The 17,411-nt window shown below is 64.7% G+C and carries 13 protein-coding genes and 5 tRNA genes; 11 read left to right on the top strand and 7 right to left on the bottom strand.

The genetic code is table 11. The annotated features are described in order from the left end of the window. Nucleotides 1-70 precede the first annotated feature (70 nt). The 3 genes from VL52_RS04425 to VL52_RS04415 all read left to right on the top strand — a co-directional run bounded on the left by VL52_RS04425 (nt 71) and on the right by VL52_RS04415 (nt 2,267). Nucleotides 71-700: a YecA/YgfB family protein gene (locus VL52_RS04425; RefSeq protein ID WP_046155903.1), complete on the top strand. Its 630-nt coding sequence runs from the start codon at nt 71-73 to the stop codon at nt 698-700. A gap of 112 nt (nt 701-812) precedes the next feature. Next, nucleotides 813-1,643, top strand: coding sequence for an undecaprenyl-diphosphate phosphatase (locus tag VL52_RS04420; RefSeq protein ID WP_046155902.1), 831 nt, complete (start codon nt 813-815; stop codon nt 1,641-1,643). A gap of 153 nt (nt 1,644-1,796) precedes the next feature. Next, nucleotides 1,797-2,267 carry an NUDIX hydrolase gene (locus VL52_RS04415; RefSeq protein WP_011135479.1) on the top strand — a complete coding sequence of 157 codons (471 nt, stop codon included), beginning with the start codon at nt 1,797-1,799 and terminating at the stop codon, nt 2,265-2,267. 67 nt (nt 2,268-2,334) lie between these two features. On the opposite strand, the gene VL52_RS04410 is transcribed toward VL52_RS04415, so the two are convergent. The 3 genes from VL52_RS04410 to folD form a co-directional block, all read right to left on the bottom strand. Continuing rightward, complete coding sequence (locus tag VL52_RS04410; protein ID WP_046155901.1) at nt 2,335-2,925, bottom strand: hypothetical protein; 591 nt, start codon at nt 2,923-2,925, stop codon at nt 2,335-2,337. A 7-nt stretch (nt 2,926-2,932) separates the two neighbouring features. Then, nucleotides 2,933-3,796 (bottom strand): formyltetrahydrofolate deformylase, encoded by an 864-nt coding sequence (gene purU / locus VL52_RS04405; protein ID WP_021475696.1) that lies wholly within the window; start codon nt 3,794-3,796, stop codon nt 2,933-2,935. 178 nt (nt 3,797-3,974) lie between these two features. Continuing rightward, a complete protein-coding gene (folD, locus tag VL52_RS04400) occupies nt 3,975-4,826 on the bottom strand; it encodes a bifunctional methylenetetrahydrofolate dehydrogenase/methenyltetrahydrofolate cyclohydrolase FolD (protein ID WP_046155900.1) in 852 nt (283 codons plus the stop codon). Nucleotides 4,827-5,050: 224 nt separating this feature from the next. On the opposite strand from folD, the gene VL52_RS04395 reads away from it, so the two are divergent. From VL52_RS04395 to VL52_RS04370, 6 genes are all read left to right on the top strand, one after another. Next, nucleotides 5,051-5,127 (top strand) — tRNA-Pro (locus VL52_RS04395). 18 nt (nt 5,128-5,145) lie between these two features. Continuing rightward, nucleotides 5,146-5,222 (top strand) — tRNA-Arg (locus VL52_RS04390). A gap of 28 nt (nt 5,223-5,250) precedes the next feature. Further along, nucleotides 5,251-5,326, top strand: a tRNA-His gene (locus tag VL52_RS04385). A gap of 45 nt (nt 5,327-5,371) precedes the next feature. Beyond that, nucleotides 5,372-5,447, top strand: a tRNA-His gene (locus tag VL52_RS04380). Between the two features lie 26 nt (nt 5,448-5,473). Beyond that, nucleotides 5,474-5,549 (top strand) — tRNA-His (locus VL52_RS04375). Between the two features lie 166 nt (nt 5,550-5,715). Then, the gene (locus VL52_RS04370) at nt 5,716-6,390 is read left to right on the top strand and encodes a GntR family transcriptional regulator (protein WP_046155899.1); all 675 of its coding nucleotides are present in this window, start codon (nt 5,716-5,718) and stop codon (nt 6,388-6,390) included. Here VL52_RS04370 and VL52_RS04365 read toward each other — a convergent pair. Then, the gene (locus tag VL52_RS04365) at nt 6,384-7,283 is read right to left on the bottom strand and encodes a LysR family transcriptional regulator (protein ID WP_046155898.1); all 900 of its coding nucleotides are present in this window, start codon (nt 7,281-7,283) and stop codon (nt 6,384-6,386) included. The genes VL52_RS04370 and VL52_RS04365 overlap by 7 nt on opposite strands. 101 nt (nt 7,284-7,384) lie before the next feature. On the opposite strand from VL52_RS04365, the gene VL52_RS04360 reads away from it, so the two are divergent. Beyond that, complete coding sequence (locus VL52_RS04360) at nt 7,385-8,227, top strand: pirin family protein (RefSeq protein WP_046155897.1); 843 nt, start codon at nt 7,385-7,387, stop codon at nt 8,225-8,227. A 75-nt stretch (nt 8,228-8,302) separates the two neighbouring features. Beyond that, nucleotides 8,303-9,166, top strand: coding sequence for a pirin family protein (locus VL52_RS04355; protein WP_046155896.1), 864 nt, complete (start codon nt 8,303-8,305; stop codon nt 9,164-9,166). A gap of 64 nt (nt 9,167-9,230) precedes the next feature. Here VL52_RS04355 and VL52_RS04350 read toward each other — a convergent pair whose 3' ends face one another. The 3 genes from VL52_RS04350 to alr form a co-directional block, all read right to left on the bottom strand. Beyond that, a complete protein-coding gene (locus tag VL52_RS04350) occupies nt 9,231-14,168 on the bottom strand; it encodes a hemagglutinin repeat-containing protein (RefSeq protein WP_160298911.1) in 4,938 nt (1,645 codons plus the stop codon). 243 nt (nt 14,169-14,411) lie between these two features. After that, entirely contained in the window at nt 14,412-16,118 is a 1,707-nt protein-coding gene (locus VL52_RS04345) for a ShlB/FhaC/HecB family hemolysin secretion/activation protein (RefSeq protein WP_082113618.1), read from the bottom strand. A 224-nt stretch (nt 16,119-16,342) separates the two neighbouring features. Then, on the bottom strand, nt 16,343-17,410 hold the full coding sequence (alr, locus tag VL52_RS04340; protein ID WP_046155895.1) for an alanine racemase: 1,068 nt from the start codon (nt 17,408-17,410) through the stop codon (nt 16,343-16,345). Between the last annotated feature and the right edge of the window lies 1 nt (nt 17,411).

The following is a 17,411-nucleotide window of genomic DNA, read 5'->3' as shown; positions in this document are numbered from 1 at the left end:
TGCGCGGGCGGTTTTGTTTTGCCCCGCCCTGCCCCATAATGGCCGCCTGACCTAACCAGAAGAATCCGCCATGTCGCACAAGCCGCTCAGCGAACAAGATTATCAACGCCTGTCCGCCACCCTCGCCCGCTTCGCCGGCCACGGCTGCATGAACCTGGAGCGACTGGACGGCTTCTTCGCCGCGCTGCTCGCCGGCCCCGAGGCCGTGCGCCCGGCGGACTGCCTGCCGCTGATCTTGGGCGACGCTTTCGACGACGAGTCGGCCTTTCCCAGCGAAAAAGCGCTGGAGCAGTTCGTGGCGCTGTTGCGCGGACATTGGCAGGACATCGCCGAAGCGCTGAAGCAGGGCGAGTTTCAGCCATGGCTGGATGCCGACGCGGCCGGCCAGACCACCGGCAACGACTGGGCAGAAGGCTTCGCCGCCGGCATGGAGCTGCTGAACGACGACTGGGGCCTGCTGTTCGACTCCCCCGACAACGCGCCGCTGCTCGAGCCGATCATGATCCTGGGCTTCGAACGCCATCCGGACCCGGAAATGCGCCCCTTCGTCGACGCCATCGACGCCGAGACCCGGGCCGAGCTGCTGGCGTCGCTCTCCCCCTCCGTGCACGGCATCCATGATTTCTTCGCCGCCATCCGCCGCCAGCTGGAGCAGGAAGAGCAGGAGCTGGAGCGGGAAGAGCCGCGCCGCCCGCACTGAACGATCCGGTAAACCGGACAGCTGGCTTGCGCGTTAAGAAGCGGTCATTCTTCCAAAACGGGCGCGGCGGATCCGCCGCCCGTTTCTTCCGCGTCCTATCCAAGGGGGAGCCATGAACGCGACCGAAGCCTTGCTGTTTGCCGTGATACAGGGCATCAGCGAATTATTTCCCGTCAGCAGCCTGGGCCACGGCGTGCTGATACCTGACTGGCTGCACTGGTCGATCAACCGCACCCATCCCGACTTCCTGCCCTTCATGGTGATGCTGCACCTGGGCACCGCCGCCGCGCTGCTGATCTACTTTCGCCGCGACTGGACAGACCTGATCGGCGGCTGGCTCAAAGCCGGCGGCCGCGCCAGCAATCCGCACGCGCGCCTGATGTGGCTGGTGATCGCCGGCACCATACCCGCCGGCCTGCTGGGCCTGCTGCTGGAAAAACAATTGCGCGCGCTGTTCACCAGCGCCACCGCGGTGCTGGTTTTCCTGGCGCTGAACGGCCTGATGCTGCTGTGGGGCGACCGTCTGAAAAAGAAAACCGCCTCGCACGAGCTATCCGAGCTGAGCTTCGCCGGCGCGATCAAGATAGGCGCCGGCCAGGCGCTGGCGCTGCTGCCGGGCTTCTCCCGCTCCGGCGCCACGCTGGTGGCCGGACTGGCCCACGGCCTGGACTACGCCTCCTCCGCCCGCTTTTCCTTCCTGCTGGCCACGCCCATCATCACCGCGGCGGGCGTGCTGGAAATTCCCAAGCTGGCGCACCACGGCAGCGGCGCCCCGCAATGGGGGCTGCTGCTGGCCTGCGGCGCCGTTTCGGGACTGTGCGCCTATGCCAGCACCTGGTTTCTGATGCGTTACTTCAAGAAAACCGAAATCGAGTCGCTGCGTCCCTTCGGCTTTTACTGCCTGCTGGTCGGCCTTGTCGGTTTACTGGTCAAACTCGTATAAATGCGCTGGACTTGGCCATGCCTTGATATAAAATGGCATGTGACCAGTAATTCTACTTATTGAAATACAGATGGCGCCGCCAAAGGGCGCTATCTGTGTTTGGAATGCTGGCTCGAGGCGTCAGACCTCATCAAATAATGATATTTTGGAAGAATGAACGTATTGGAAGACCGTAAGAACGAACGCCTGCCCAGCGACCTGGCCAGGCGCGCCACAGCCATCATCGAGATGCCGGACGGCGTGCTGGTCACCGCCAGCCGCGGCGGCCGCTACAACCTCCCCGGCGGCAAGGCCAATCGCGGCGAACTGCGCTCCCAGGCGCTGATTCGCGAAATCCGCGAGGAGACCGGCCTGCGCATCAACTCCATGCTGTACCTGTTCGACCACATCACCCCGTTCAACGCCCACAAGGTCTACCTGTGCATCGCCCAGGGACAACCCAAGCCGCAGAACGAGATCGAGCGCATCGCGCTGGTGTCGTCGCCGGATACCGATATGGATTTGTTCGTCGAAGGACGGGCCATCCTGCGCCGCTACGCCAGGCTGCGCAACGAGGAAACCGCCAAAGGAGAAGCGCTGCGCGCGCTGCTGGGCCTGGCCCGCTACATCGCCAAAGTAGACTGAGGGATTCAATCCTCAAAACAAAAAGGACACGCGTGCGCGTGTCCTTTTTTCTTGCCCGCCATGCGGCTTATTTTTTCACCGCCGACGCGGCATCGCTGGCGGCGCCCTGCTGCTGCATCATCTCCACCATCTCCTGAGGCAGCTCCACCCAGCCTGCGGTCTTGGCGAACGACAGCGTGGCCGCCAACAGCAGCAGCGACAAGGGCGCGAACAGCACCACGCCGGCCAAGGTGCGCATCACGGACACCTGCGCTACCTTGGACAGCGCGTTGACCAGCACCACCAGGCCAAGCAGCGACAGCAGGATGTCTATCACCTTGGCGGCGTCTCCCGGCAGCCAGCTGGTCAGCGGCTCCACGAATTGCAGGCCGCTGGCCACCACCACCAGGCCGAACAGCGAGCCGCTGACTTCGCCCTTGCCCCAGCGCAGCCAGACGCCCATGAAACGGGCGAACAGCAGGGTCTGCAACCAGGTGAACAGCACCATGAAACCGATGCGGCCGGCGATATTGCCGCCCAGCTCGGCGGTATCGCCGCTGGAAACCGCGCCCATCAGCGTCAGCAGCAGCGCCGGCTGCCACCAGGCGTACTGGTAGGCGGCCAGCGGCTTGACCCGCAGGCGCAGCAAATCAAGCACATCGTCGATCAACAGGCGCATGGCATCCTCAGTCGAAAACCACGGTCTTGTTGCTGTACGACAGCACGCGGTTGTCCAGATGCCAGCGCACGGCGCGGGACAGCACCACTTTTTCCAGGTCGCGGCCCTTCTCCACCAGATCCTCCACCGTGTCGCGGTGCGAGATGCGGGTGACCTCCTGCTCGATGATCGGACCCTCGTCCAGATCTTCGGTCACATAGTGGCTGGTGGCGCCGATCAGCTTCACGCCGCGCGCGAATGCGCGGTGATAGGGCTTGGCGCCGTCGAAGGCCGGCAGGAAGCTGTGGTGGATGTTGATCACGCGGTCCGGATAGCGCTCGACAAAGCCGCTGGACAGGATCTGCATGTAACGGGCCAGCACGATGAAATCGACGCCCGCTTCTTCCAGCAGGCGGAACTGCTCGGCCTCGGCCTCGGCCTTGTTGTCCTTGGTGACCTTGATCACATGGAAAGGAATGCCGTTGAACTCCACCAGGCGGCGGCAGGTTTCGTGGTTGGAGATCACCAGCGGGATGTCGCAATCCAGCTCGCCGATGCGCCAGCGGTGCATCAGGTCCACCAGGCAATGCTCGTACTGGGATACGAAGATGGCCATCCGCGGCTTGCGCGCGGACAGCGACACCTTCCAGTTCATGCCGTGCTCGTCGGCGATGGGCTGGAACGCGGCGGCGAAGCTGTCCATCGGCAGCGTGAAGCCGTCCAGATCCCACTGCACCCGCATCAGGAACAGGTTTTCGCTGGTGTCCTGATGCTGGTCCGCATGCATGATGTTGGCGTTGTAGGTCATCAGGAAATTGGCGATGGCCGCTACCAGGCCCTTCTTGTCCGGCGCGCTGATCAACAGCGTCGCCGAGTGCTTGTCGTGACTCATGAAGCAAATCCGTAAATTAGTTTTACATGATACTAAAACAGCCGCGGACGGCTGTCTGCAAATTCGCGCGCGGCATGACGCGGTCAAGCCGCCGCCGCGGAAAACAAAATCGCCACAGCCCGGCGCGGCGGCGGCTGTGGCGAACTGGCTTGCGGCCGCAGCTGCGGCGGCGTTCGGCTCAGGCGTTCAGATTGGCGGAGTCCAGCGTATTCTGCAACAGCGTCGCCACCGTCATCGGCCCCACGCCGCCCGGCACCGGGGTGATGAAGCCGGCCCGCTCGCGCGCGACGTCGAATTCCACGTCGCCGCAGAGCTTGCCGGTGTCCAGCCGGTTGATGCCCACGTCGATCACCACCGCGCCCGGCTTGATCCACTCGCCCTTGACGAAGTTGGGAATGCCGACGCCGGCCACCAGGATGTCCGCTCCGGCCACTTCCTCCGCCAGATTCTGCGTCGCGCTGTGGCAGACGGTGACGGTGGCGCGCGCCAGCAGCATTTCCAGCGCCTGCGGGCGGCCGACGATATTGGACGCGCCGACGATCACCGCCTTCTTGCCCTTGGGATCGATGCCGTACTCTTCCAGCAGCGTCATCACGCCGCGCGGCGTGCACGGCCGCAGCAGCGGCATCTTGATCGCCAGGCGGCCTACATTATACGGGTGAAAGCCGTCCACATCCTTTTTCGGATCGATGCGCTCGATCACTGCCTGCGGATCGATCTGCGCCGGCAGCGGCAATTGCACCAGGATGCCGTCCACGCCGGCGTCCGCGTTCAAGCCATCGATGATTTCCAGCAATTCCTTCTGGCTGGTGGAGGCCGGCAAATCGTAAGCGACGGAGCGGATGCCCGCCTTTTCGCAGGCTTTTTTCTTGCTGCCCACGTAAACCGCGGAGGCCGGATTGTCTCCGACCAGGATCACCGCCAGCGCCGGCGCCCGCTTGCCCTGCCCCAGGCGCTCTTCCACGCCCGCGCGCACCTTCTCCAGCAGTTTTTCCGCTACCGCCTTGCCATCGATCAATTGTGCCGACATGCCTGATTCCCATATTGGTGCAATGAATAACGGCCGCTATTCTCGCATTAATTGCGCAGTGCAGTAAGGCCGCTCGGCGGATTATTTTTCTTAAGATCAAGATAAATAAAGAAAAAACAAACATCCTATTCCGGCGCGGCGAAAACACCCCGGAAAGCCCCGAAAATATTTGCACAAAGCCGTTGACAGCCCCATGCCCCGTCCGTATAGTTGCGGTCTCTGTTCGGGGCGTAGCGCAGCCTGGTAGCGCACCTGATTTGGGATCAGGGGGTCGCGAGTTCGAATCCCGCCGCCCCGACCAGACACAATGCCCGATAGAGCGCCCGTAGCTCAACCGGATAGAGCACCAGCCTTCTAAGCTGGGGGTTACAGGTTCGATTCCTGTCGGGCGCGCCAGCCGCTTAAGCGGCGGCAACAAACAGTGGTGGATATAGCTCAGTTGGTAGAGTCCCGGATTGTGATTCCGGTTGTCGTGGGTTCGAGTCCCATTATCCACCCCACAATTTGCAAGATTGCGGCATGGCCGCAGTCGAACTGTTTCGACGGTGGATGTAGCTCAGTTGGTAGAGTCCCGGATTGTGATTCCGGTTGTCGTGGGTTCGAGTCCCATCATCCACCCCAAGGTTTCGACCATCGCGTCATCAGCGGTGGATGTAGCTCAGTTGGTAGAGTCCCGGATTGTGATTCCGGTTGTCGTGGGTTCGAGTCCCATCATCCACCCCAGAAACAGCAAAGCCCGACCACGCGTCGGGCTTTATCTTTTCCCGCCTCCGCAATTATAGAATTGCGACAAAAATGTTCAGATTTGCCGCTTGCCAGTACAGTGAAGCTCCGTATAATCGAATACATTTGCATGTATCCGATTGACTGACAGATAAGCCCATCCACCATGACCACCCTGCAGCCGATCAAGCGCCAGACGCTTACCAGTGCCGTCACCGAATCCCTGCGCCGACGCATCCTGTCCGGCGAGTTCGCCGACGGCCAACAACTGCGCCAAGAGGCGCTGTCCAATGAATACGGCGTCAGCCGGGTGCCGGTGCGGGAAGCGCTGCGGCAGCTGGAGGCCGAGGGGCTGATCCAGATCATCGATCACAAGGGCGCGCTGGTTTCCAAGCTGTCGCTGGAAGACATCCTGGAATTGCTGGAAGTGCGGGCGATGCTGGAGTGCTCGCTGCTGAAGGCGGCCGTCCCCTGTCAAAGCTCGGCCGACCACGACGCCGCCCAGCAGACGCTGCGCGAGTTCGAAGTGGCGCTCAACAACAACGACGTGCGCCACTGGGGCGAGATCAACTCCCGCTTCCATCTGGCGCTGTACCGTGCCGCCAAGCGCCCGAACACGCTGGCGCTGATCGAGCAGCTGCACAACAAGACCGACCGCTACACCCGGATGCAGATCCTGTTCACCCGCACCATGGAGCGCGCTCACGAAGAGCACACCCGGCTGCTGGAGCTATGCCGCCAGGGCAAGGCGGACGAGGCGGCGGAATTCCTGCGTTTCCACATCCTGTCCGCCGGCCATGCGCTGGAAAGCTATCTGAAGGGCCAGCAGGCGAATCACTGAGCGCAGCCGCTCCGCCAATCGGCGGCGGCCCTTCTCAGCGCGTCGGCCAGATACAGGCAGGCGGGCCCGGCGGACGCAGGCTCCGCCAGCACCAGGTACAGCGAGGCCTTGCGCACCGCTCCGCTCTTCAGCGGCAGCGGCTTCAGGCTGCCCTCGGCCAGCTGCCGCCGGATGCGGTGGCGCGCCAGCCAGGCAAAGGCCAGGCCGGCCTCCACCATCGCGATGCCGGTTTCCGGCTGCGACACCGTCCAGCGCTGATGCGCGCCCAGCCAACCCTCGTCCCGCGGCTGGCGAATGCCGGAATCGCGCAACACCACCTGCACCTCGCCGCGCAGCCTTTCGCCGTCCAGCTCCCCGCCGTGCGCATGCAAGCGATGGCCCGGCGCCGCGCAGGCGATGAACTCCGCGTCCAGCAGCCAGTCGCCCAGAAAACCCTGCGGCACCCGCCCCGCCACCGCCAAGGCTGCATCGCCCTGGTACAAGGCGTCGTCGGCGCCCGACATCACCACCTCATGCAATTGCAGCTGCGTCTCCCGGCAGTGGCCGGCGAAATCGCCGCAGGCGGCTAGCACCACCTCGGACGGCAACAGACTATCCAACGCCACCTTCAGCTCCGGCTCCCATCCCCGGCGCAGGCTTCCCGCGCGACGCTCCAGCCTGTCGGCGTGGCGTAGCAGCTCGGCGGCTTCGCGCAAAAGCACCTCCCCCTCGCCGGTCAGCCGCATCCGTCGCCCGTCCTGCCGCAACAAGGCGACATCCAGCTGCTCCTGCAGCCTGGCCACCGCGTAGCTGACCGATGACTGGCTGCGATGCAGCTTCTCCGCCGCCTGGACGAAACCGCCCTCCTCCACGATGGTCCGCAACACCTGCCATTGATCCAGCGTCGTTTTCATAATTGATCAAATTTTTAGATATATATACGCTGAATTTTGCGCTTTTTTATCTGATTTTTCACTGTAAAAATAAAGGACATGAATTCAGACCGGAGAGAGAAATGAGCAAGACCAGCCGCGAAGTGGAACACATCATCAATGGCCGCGAGGTATCGGATGGCGCCGGCGTGCGCCTGCTGCGGGTGCTTACCGCCGACTTGCAACGGCGGCTGGACCCCTTCCTGATGCTGGACGAGTTCCGCTCCGACAATCCAGACGACTACATCGCCGGCTTTCCCAGCCACCCGCACCGCGGCTTCGAAACCGTCACCTACATGCTGGCCGGCCGCATGCGCCACCGCGACAACGCCGGCAACGAGGGCCTGCTCGGACCCGGCGGCGTGCAATGGATGACCGCAGGGCGCGGCATCGTCCATTCCGAGCTGCCGGAGCAGGAAGACGGCCTGATGCACGGCTTCCAGCTGTGGCTGAACCTGCCGGCGGATCGCAAGCTGTGCGAGCCTTGGTATCGCGACATCCCCGCCGCCGAGATCCCCTCTGCGCCAGCCCAAGGCGAGGCGCGCCTGATCGCCGGCAACTGGCGAGGCCAGGCCGGCGCGATGCAGCGCGAAGCCACCGAACCGCTCTACCTGGATCTGCATCTGGACGCCGACCGCGAAGAGACGCTGGAAATCCCGGCCGGCCACAATGCCTTCCTCTATGTTTACCAGGGAGAAATCGCCGTCGGCGCGCGGCAGCGCGGCGTCAAGGCCAGGCAGATGGCGGTGCTGGACAACCGCGCCGGCAGCGACGGCGTCGTCGTCCGCGCCGCGGCCGACAGCCGCCTGCTGCTGATCGCCGGCAAACCCCTGGGCGAGCCCATCGCCCAGTGGGGCCCCTTCGTGATGAATACGCGCGAACAAGTGGAAGAAGCCATCAGCGATTTTCGCGACGGACGCTTCTAATTGCCTGTTCAACGCCTCGTGAACAAAGGCGAAACTTGAACAGACCCTAAATCCAACTCATTGCCTGGAGCCGCCATGCCTCTGCTTACGCAAACCATAGCCAGCCAGGACCGCGACATCGGTTTTCCGGTGCGCCGGCTGCTGCCCACTCGCCAGGCGCGCCGCGTCGGTCCCTTCGTGTTTCTCGACCACATGGGTCCGGCCCATTTCTCCGCCGAAGGCAGCGCCGGCGATGTGCGGCAACATCCGCACATCGGCCTGGCCACCGTCACCTACCTGTTCTCCGGCGCGATGATGCACCGCGACAGCCTGGGCACCGTACAGCGCATCGAGTCCGGCGCAGTCAATCTGATGACCGCCGGCAGCGGCATCACCCACTCCGAGCGGGTGCCGGCCGACATCCGCCGGCAAGGCGTCGCGGTGGAAGGCATGCAGCTGTGGCTGGCGCTGCCGGACGAGCTGGAGGAGTGCGAGCCGGCTTTCGCCCATTACCCGGCCGAAGACCTGCCCCGCTGGCGGCAGGACGGCGTGGAGCTGAACCTGTTGATGGGCGAAGGCTGGGGCCGCAACGCGCCGGTCGCCTATCCGCTGCCGGTGTTCTACGCCAGCGCCGTCATGCCGGCCGGCTCTAGGCTGTCGCTGCCGGAAGGCGTGGAAGAACTGGCCGCCTATGTCGCCGCCGGCGAGCTGGACGTGGACGGCGCCGCGCTGGACTCCAATCAGCTGGGCCTGCTGCGAACCGGCCAGGGAGGCGAGCTGATCGCGCGGCGCGACAGCCGGGTGATGCTGCTGGGCGGCACGCCGCCGGCAAACCCGCGCTATCTGGACTGGAACTTCGTATCCAGCCGCCGCGAGCGGCTGGCCCAGGCGCGCGCGGACTGGATCGCCCAGCGTTTTCCCATGGTGCCGGGCGAGACCGAGTTCATTCCCCTGCAATAACCGCCGCTCCAAAACAAAACCCCCGCCAGTTTCCTGACGGGGGTTTTCGCTTGGATCAAGCGTCTTACTTGCTCTGGATGCCGCCTTGCACCACGGTCGGCACATTCTCATGCTCGGCGCGGATCAGCGGCGCCTTGCCGGAAGCCACATCGCTGACCGCCTGCTTCAGGATGCCTGACGGCGTGCTGTTCAGCCTGACCCCGCCGCCGCCGTTGTAGCGTTCGGTGGCGATGTCGGCGGTTTCCACCTTGGAATCGCCCAGATCCACCTTGCCGTTGGCGGACGAGACGGTCGCGCCGGTCAGCTGGGTCTTGCCGCCCACTTGCAGCGTCACGCCGTCGGCGCCGGCGATGCCGGTTACGGCGCCGACCGAGTTGTCGCGCTTGACGCTGACGTCCACGTCGGCCTTCAGCTCGGTGCCCTTGTCCTGGGCGTTCAGCAGCTTGTCCTTCAGCGTGTTGCCGCCTTTGCGCGCCAGGGTGTCCAGCGTGCCGGACTTGGCCGGGCCGGAGGTCGGCTGCTCGGGCAGGGTGACGGTTTCGCTATTGGCGTTGAAGCTCACCGCATTGGTGGTGTCTTCCTTCAGACCCTTGTTGAAGGCCAGGCTGTCATACTTCTCCTTCACCTTGTCGGACGCGGCGTTGACCAGTTCGGCGCCCTTCTCCTTCACTTTGTCCTTCAGCGGGCCGGCCTTGTCGGCGGCCTGATCGACCAGGCTGGCCTCCTTGCCGTTGGAGCTGTTGACGCCCAGCGCCACATCCACCTTGACGCTGTTGTCGCGGTCCTGACGGCTTTCCAGCGCCAGCTTGCCGCCCACTTGGCCAGCGACGGTCTTGCCGCTGACGTTGGCGCCGGCCAGAGTGGCGTTGCCTTCGGCGTTCAGCTCCACCTGCTGCTTGCCGGTGACGGAAGCATTGGCGTTGCTCAGCTTGTCCTGCTGATCCACCTTGACGCTCAAGCCCGCGCTCACGTCATGCACGTTCTTGGCGCTGTCCGGCTTGATCTGGCCGTTTTCCTTGTCGCTGCTGGCCTTGTTGCCGCCGCCGATATTGCCGGCCACGCTCCAGTTGTTGCGCTGGCTGCTGGACTGCGCCGACTCCAGGCGGACATCGCCCTGGCTGTCCAGCTTGACGCTGTCGCCCTGCACCTGGGTGCCGCTCAGGCGGATGCCGCCGCTGCCGGCCTCGATGCTGGCTTTGCCGCCGCTGGCCACGCTGCCGCCAGCCTGGCTGCGGCTGGACTCGTCGGTGCTGGCGTAATTGCCGCCGGCGCCCACATTGAAGCCCTGGCTCGCCTTCTCCTGGCCGTTGCTCTGGCTGCCGCCGGCCTTGACGTCGAAGCCCCACTGGCTGCCGGACTTGTCGGCGCTGGATTCGGCGGCCTTGAACTCCACCTTGTCGCCCTTCAGCGCCACGTCGCCGCGGCTGGCGATCTTGTCGCCCTGGAGCGCCAGCTTGCCGCCGGCCGTCAACGCCACGCCGGCATCGGCGTCCACGCCGCCGGTCACGGCGGCGCTGGAGTTGGCTTGCTGCTTGTCCACGTTCACCGCCACTGCGCCGCTGCCGCCGACATTCTTGCCGCCGCCTTCGATCGGGCTGGTGGTGATGGCCAGATTGGCCTTGCCGCCCACGGTGCGCTGCTCGCTGCTGCTGGTATTGCTGGCCTGGCTGAAGCTCAGGTCGCCGCCCGCATTGACGCTGGCCGCGCCCTTGCCGCCGGCGATGGCCACGCCCTGGTAGGCGGCGTTGTTGTCCACGTCCACCTTGACGCCGTTGCCGGCGCGGATGCCGCCAGTCACTGCGGTGGAGCTGGACGAAGCGCTGGTCACCGTGCTGCCGCTGCCTGCCGCCTTGACGTTCACGTCCTCGCCGGTAGTGGTGTAGACGCGCACGCCGACATCAGCCTCGGTCTTGCTGCCGCTCTGGCTCTGGGTATTGGCCGCGGCGGTGAATTGGTGGCTGTCCGCCTTGATCTCCACCGTGTTGCCCGCCTGGTACTGGGTGCCCTGGTCGCTCAGCCCCGCCTTGGCGTCCACCTTGACGTTGCCGCCGTTCAGACTGCTGGCCTGCGCGGTGCTGGACTGGCTGATTTCCGAGCCGACGCCGGCCTTGACGCCAAGGTCCACGCCCAGATTGGCCGCGCCCAGATTGCCGGCGGCGCCGGCCGCGCCGACCACATCGCCCTTGACTACTTTTTCGCCGGCCGCCACCAGCGGACGAGTCACGCCGCTGTAATCGGCGTTGACGCCCACCTCCACGCCCCAATGGCTGCTGTCGGTGGTGGTTTTCTGGGTGCTGTTGGCAGCCTGGTTGTCGATGCGGCCGCCAGCCAGCTTGATGTCGCCATCAGCCTTGACCTGGGTGCCCTGGTTGCGGATGTCGCCGTCGCCATTGCCGGCGACGATGCTGACGCCGCCCTTGGAGCTGATGGCGCTGACCTGGGCCGTGCCGCTCTCGGAGCGGCTGCTGCTGTTCTTCTGGTCCACACCCAGCGCCAAACCAGTCTTGTCCAGGCCGGCGTCGACATAGATGCCGCCGCCGGTGACGCTGCTGCTCTTGCTTTCCTTCACCGTGTCCTGCGCCGCGTTCAGGCTGACGTTCTGGCCGCTGAGAGCCGCGCCGCCGACGCCGGCGTTCAGCTTGGAACCGGTCACCGTCAGATCGCCTTGGGCATTGAGCGCCACCTTGTCGCCGGACAGCGTCGCCACCTGGTTCTGAGTCGCGTCGCGATCCACGCTGCTGCTGGTATGCTCGATGCGCACGCCGCCGCGGTACTGCTTGTCGCCGGTGATCTCGCCGACGCCGCGCAGCGCCAGCTCGGTGTCCTTGCTCTGCACGGTGTCGCGGGTCTGCGACGCCGCCACCTTGATGTCGCCGTTCGCGGAAACGTTCAATTCGCCGCCGGCGCGCACCTGGCTGCCGCTGATCGCCACGTCCTTGGCGGACTGGATGGTCAGATTGGTGTCCGACTTCAGCTCGGCGTTGACCGCCTGCTGCTGGCTGGCGTTGCCCTTGCTGCTGCTCTTGGTGATGTTGAAAGCGGTGCCGCTGCGCTGGTCGGTTCGGGTTTGCGACTGGTTGACCACGCTGTCGATGCTGACGTCACCATTGCGGCTGATCGCCACCGCGTCTTGCTCGCCGCGCGCGCGGCTGCCGGAGATCGCCACGCTGTCGCCCTGCAGCGTCAGCTTGCCGCCGGCGGTCAGGTCGCTGCCGGTGTTGACGGTGTCGCTCTTGCCGTTGTCGCGATTGCCGCCGCCGCCGATGCCGCCCCAGTACACCTGATCGTTGCGCTGGTTGTTCAGGCTCACGGTCTGCTGCACGCCCAGGCTGAGCGCGCCGCCCGCGTTCAGGCCGGCGTCGCGGCCGGCGGCCAGCTTGGCCGCCTTGGCGTCGATGTCGCCGCTGGCGCGGACGCTCAGATCGCGGCCGGCGCGCAGCTGGCTTTGCGCCAGGCGCTGCTCGCTGGAAGCATTGTCCCAGGAGCCGGTCTCCAGGCTGGCGCCGTCGTTCTTGCGGTTGCCCTGGTCCCGGCGGGTGTCGGTTTCCGTCACGCCGCTCAGCTTCACGCCGCCGTCGGCCTGCAGGCGGATGTCCTGGCCGGCGCTGACGCTGCCGCCGCGGATGGCGATCTGGCCGCGCGGCTGCGCGCCGTCGGCCGCCTGATTGTCAGCAGCCGATGCCGCCGCGGTCAGCGTGGCATCCTGGTCTGCGCGGATGCGCACGCCTTCCTGGCGCTGGGTGGTTTCGTTCTGGTCGCGGTTGTACGCCCAGGAGTTTTTCCAGGCGTGATTGCTGCTGCTCGATGTGCTTTCCGCCAACTGGCTGTCCAGCGTCACGTCCTTGCCGCTGACCGCCACGTTGCGGCCGCTGATGTCGGTGGCCGCCAGCGTGACGGCATCGCCGGCGCTGAGCGCCACATCGTCGCGCGCGCTGATGGCGCTGCGCTTGATGCGGGTGTCGCTGCTGTTGCTGGCGGTATTGGTTTCGCCGGTTTTCCAGATGAACCAGCTCTCGTCATGGCTGCTGTCCTGAGCGGTGGAAGTCTCCACTCGGCCGCGGCTGTCGATCTGCCGCGCGGCCAGGGCCACCTTGCCTTCGCTGGCGTGGATCTGCGCGCCTTCCAGCGCCAGTTTGCCCTGATTGGCCTCCACCGATACTTCCTGCGCGCCGTTCAGGCTGCCGCCCACGTTCACGCCCGCGCCGTCGGCGGTGCTGATGATGTTGATGCGGCCGGCCTGCATCGCGCCCAGGAACACGCTGTCCAGCGAGCCCACGCCCTCAGGCGCCTTGTCGCTGCGGATGATCCTTGCGTCGCTGCCCTGGTAATCCACCAGGTTGAAGCCGGCGCGGGCATTGATCCGGTCGCGCGCGGCGACATTGCCGCGGACATCGATGCGCGGCGCGATCAGGTCCAGAACATTGACGCCGCTCAGGCCGGCGCCGTTGACGCTGAGCGCGTTGCCGTTCATCGCCGCCTGCAAGGAGGCGATGGCGCCGTTTTCGATATTGGCGTTGCCTACCAGCAGCGACGCGCGCGGGGTATTGATGAAACCGCAGCCGCTGCAGGTGATGCCGTTGGGGTTGGCCAGCACATAGTCGGCGGCCTTGCCGAACACTTCCTGCTTGCCCAGCAACAGAGACGGATTGCGGCTGATCACTTCATTCAGGATCACGCTGGCTTCGCGCCCGCCCAGCAAGGCGTTGGCGCCCAATTGGCCGGCCAGCTGCGATTGGCCGCCAGTGGCGGAGTTGTTGAACACCGCGCCCGGCTTGCCGACGTTGAAATCCTGGTACTGGTTATGCGACAGGCCCGCGGCGCTGGGCGCCACGATATTGACCACCGCCGCGCCGTTGGCGGCATTGCTCACCTGAGGCTGCGCGCCGTTGCCCCCGGCTACGATGCCGGCTGCCAGCGTGGCTTCCGCCACGCAAAACGCCAGGGTCAGCGCCGCGGCCACTTTCCCCGTTGCCGATAATCCGAAATTTATTTTTTTCTTCATGATTTGAGTCCCGTTCATCCAAAGAACAAGCAGATCCGGCCTCAGGCCGCTTCATCCAACCCATGTCGCGCGAGCATCGCCGGCCTGCCTGCCGTTCTTACCCGCACTAAAACATACGTTTGATTTCTAATCTACGTCTCTTTTTAAATCAATTCAAATGAAATACTGCCAATACCGCTTAGTCGCGTACGCAGCTAATTTCTTTCAGAATATTTATGCTTTTAAAAACAGATGCCAAAGGCATCACCAGGACAACGCCAGCCTGGCGAACAACTGATGGCCTTCCGGCTGCCAGCCGGCGGGCTTGTACAAAGGTCGGCTGTATTCCAGATCCAGACTGGCCCTGCGATAGCTGAACGCCAGGCCCAGGCTGGCGCCGGCAATGCTTTGCCACTGTTGGACCGAGCCGTTCGGCAATACCCGGCCGCCATCCAATCCCAGCCTCGGCGTCACGCCAACGCCTGCCATCTCGAAGCGGCGCGACAGCGTGTTGCGCCAGGACCAGGCGGTTTCGCCTGCCAACGTGTTGCGGCGAAAGCCGCGCACCGCGCTGGCGTCGGACACGTCCATCTGCTCGACGCCGGGCAGGTAGTCGCGGCTGGTCTGGCCGACCAGCGCGCTGTTGAGCTGGTACGGCCCGCCGGGAAAGGCCAGGCTTTGGAACCAGTTCAGCGACGCCTTCCACTTGGTGAACTGCGGATTCGGGCCGTCCGGCGAACGCGGGTCCGGCGCGCTGGCGCCCAGCCAACGGGTGCCGCGCTGCACGCCGGCATCGGCGATCAACACCCCGCCGCTAAGCAGCTGCAGACGCGACAAGCCCAGCTCGACCACGCTCAGCGTCGGGCTGCTGACGCCGAGTTCACTGTCGAGAAAATAATTGCGCACCCGCTTATGGGTTAGCTGGGCCATCAGCGAGGTGGTCTGGTCCTGGCCGCGGCTCATTACCCAGTCCGTACGCAGGCCGCTCTGAGCGGTACTGCCGGACAACTGCGCCACGCCATTAGGAAACTGCTGTGTGTTCAGATAATCGGCGCGGCTGGCGAAGGCGCTGAAAGTCCAATAGCCGTAGGGCAAGGAATAAAACAGCGACTCGCTGCGGCTGTGCCGCACCGCGTTGTCGTTGCTGGTGCGCTGCGCCGACACGCTGACGAAATCAGACAAGCCCAGCGGGCTGTCCCAGGACAGCCCCACCCCGGCCTGCACCCGGCCGGTGCTGTCGCGGCCGGTGTTGTCGGCGTTGAAGTTCAGCCGCCAGGGCGCGTCCATATTGTTGCGCAGGCTCAGGATGGAGCCGCCCACCGTTTCGCCGGGCAGGATGTCCAGCGTCGCCTTGCTGGACGGCAACCGGTTGGCCTGGTCCAGTCCCTGGTCGGCGTCGTGGATGTTCAGCGGCCGTCCAATCACCCCGGGAAACAAGGTGGCCGGGTTGCTGCGCCGGTCGGCGCTGACGATTTTTTCCACCCGGCCCTCATGCACGCGCAAGGTCAGCACGCCCTGTTCGTCCGGCCCTTCGGCCGCCACCCGCGCGGCGATATAGCCCTTCTTCAGATAAAGCTGGGTCAAGGCGCGGCTGTAGCGGTTCAGCTCTTCATTGCTCAGGCAGTCGCCCGCCAGCTCGCCCAGCGAAGCCACTTCCTTGCGGCTCAGCAGCTTGATGCCGGCCAGACGCACGCCCTTGACGCGCAGGCAATCCAGCTCGCTCATGTCCTCCGCTTCCGGCCGATGCATGGTGTTGCTGTCCGGCAGCATCTGCCGCAGACGCTGCTGCTGGATGATGGCGTCGAAGCGGCGGCTGTTGTCTTGCAACAAGCGCCGCGAATCGTTTTCCATCTGCTGATGCATGCTGCCGGACATGCCGGGCACTTCCGCGGCTTGCGCCGCCACGCCCCAGCAGACTATCCCCGCCATCCGCCACAATCTGGCCGAAGATAGTTTTTTGTATTTAATCATCACTAGATTCTTAACTATTTTTAACAAAGGAAAACAGAAATCCCATTGCGCGTCCAGGCTAATGAGAATAACTATCAAATAATGACAAAATTACCCAAGCTTGATGCCAGCCTTGCGGCGTCGACGCAACACAAGATGCAATATAAATAAAAAACCCGGCCAATGGCCGGGCTTGTCCCTTAGTCGTTTGATTCTGAAATACCTTTCAGAAAATCAGCAAAAACTTATTCGAATGCGAAGTGGGCGCGCTTGATATTGCACAGCAATTCATAGGAAATGCTGCCGGCGGCGGCGGCAACCTCGCTGACCGATACCGCGTCGCCCCACAATTCCACCTCGCTGCCGATGCCGGCCTCGGGCAGATCGCTCAGATCCACGGTGATCATGTCCATCGACACCCGGCCGATGATGCGCGAACGGCGGCCGTCCACCGCCACCGGGCTGCCGCTGGACGCCAGCCGCGGATAACCGTCGGCGTAGCCGCAGGCGATCAGTCCCACCCGGGTCGGGCGATCCGTGACGAAATTGCTGCCATAGCCGATAGGCTCGCTGGCGGCCAGTTCGCGCACGCCGAAGATCCGGCTGCTCAAGCGCATCACCGGTTTCAACGCATCGCCCTGCAAGTAGCCGGCCGACAAGGGGTTGGCGCCGTACAGCACGATGCCGGCGCGGCCCCAATCGCGGCGCGCGCGCGGATGGCACAGCAGGCCGGCGGAATTGGCCATGCTCTCCTCCCCCGGCAGACCGGCGGTGGCGGCGTCGAAAACTTCTATCTGCGCTTGGGTCATCGGCACACCCGGCTCGTCGGCGCGGGCGAAATGGGTCATCTTCACGATGCTCTCCACCTTGCCGCTGTCCCGCAGCCGCTGCCAGGCGGCGCGGTAATGCTGCGGCAGGAAGCCTTCGCGGTGCATGCCGCTGTCCAGCATCAGCCAGACGCGGAACGGCTCGGCCGGATTGGCGTCCTCCAGCATGCGCAACTGGCTCTCGCTCTGCACCACCAGCCACAAGCGATGGCGCTCGACCTCGGCCAGCTCGGCCGCTTCGAACACCCCTTCCAGCAGCAGGATGGGCGCGGCCACGCCCGCGGCGCGCAGCTGCAGCGCTTCTTCCAGACAGGCGACGGCGAAGCCGTCGGCGATATCGGCCAGCGCCTGAGCGCAGCGCACCGCGTTGTGGCCGTAGCCATTGGCCTTCAGCACCGCCAGCGTCTTGCCGCCGTGGGCGGCGCGCGCCAGCAGATAATTGTGCCGCAGGTGGTCCAGCCGTATCGTCGCGATCAACGGACGCATC

The sequence above is a fragment of the Chromobacterium vaccinii genome (genome assembly GCF_000971335.1).
Lineage (GTDB): Bacteria > Pseudomonadota > Gammaproteobacteria > Burkholderiales > Chromobacteriaceae > Chromobacterium > Chromobacterium vaccinii.
Note: the sequence above shows the minus strand (reverse complement) of the source record. Positions and strands in the feature narration are given on the sequence as shown.

What these genes read in the sequence shown, in the direction of transcription:
- VL52_RS04425 (WP_046155903.1), top strand. Translation starts at nt 71, where the DNA reads ATGTCGCACAAGCCGCTCAGCGAACAAGATTATCAACGCCTGTCCGCC.
- VL52_RS04420 (WP_046155902.1), top strand. Translation starts at nt 813, where the DNA reads ATGAACGCGACCGAAGCCTTGCTGTTTGCCGTGATACAGGGCATCAGC.
- VL52_RS04415 (WP_011135479.1), top strand. Translation starts at nt 1,797, where the DNA reads ATGAACGTATTGGAAGACCGTAAGAACGAACGCCTGCCCAGCGACCTG.
- VL52_RS04410 (WP_046155901.1), bottom strand. Translation starts at nt 2,925, where the DNA reads ATGCGCCTGTTGATCGACGATGTGCTTGATTTGCTGCGCCTGCGGGTC.
- purU (WP_021475696.1), bottom strand. Translation starts at nt 3,796, where the DNA reads ATGAGTCACGACAAGCACTCGGCGACGCTGTTGATCAGCGCGCCGGAC.
- folD (WP_046155900.1), bottom strand. Translation starts at nt 4,826, where the DNA reads ATGTCGGCACAATTGATCGATGGCAAGGCGGTAGCGGAAAAACTGCTG.
- VL52_RS04370 (WP_046155899.1), top strand. Translation starts at nt 5,716, where the DNA reads ATGACCACCCTGCAGCCGATCAAGCGCCAGACGCTTACCAGTGCCGTC.
- VL52_RS04365 (WP_046155898.1), bottom strand. Translation starts at nt 7,283, where the DNA reads ATGAAAACGACGCTGGATCAATGGCAGGTGTTGCGGACCATCGTGGAG.
- VL52_RS04360 (WP_046155897.1), top strand. Translation starts at nt 7,385, where the DNA reads ATGAGCAAGACCAGCCGCGAAGTGGAACACATCATCAATGGCCGCGAG.
- VL52_RS04355 (WP_046155896.1), top strand. Translation starts at nt 8,303, where the DNA reads ATGCCTCTGCTTACGCAAACCATAGCCAGCCAGGACCGCGACATCGGT.
- VL52_RS04350 (WP_160298911.1), bottom strand. Translation starts at nt 14,168, where the DNA reads ATGAAGAAAAAAATAAATTTCGGATTATCGGCAACGGGGAAAGTGGCC.
- VL52_RS04345 (WP_082113618.1), bottom strand. Translation starts at nt 16,118, where the DNA reads ATGATTAAATACAAAAAACTATCTTCGGCCAGATTGTGGCGGATGGCG.
- alr (WP_046155895.1), bottom strand. Translation starts at nt 17,410, where the DNA reads ATGCGTCCGTTGATCGCGACGATACGGCTGGACCACCTGCGGCACAAT.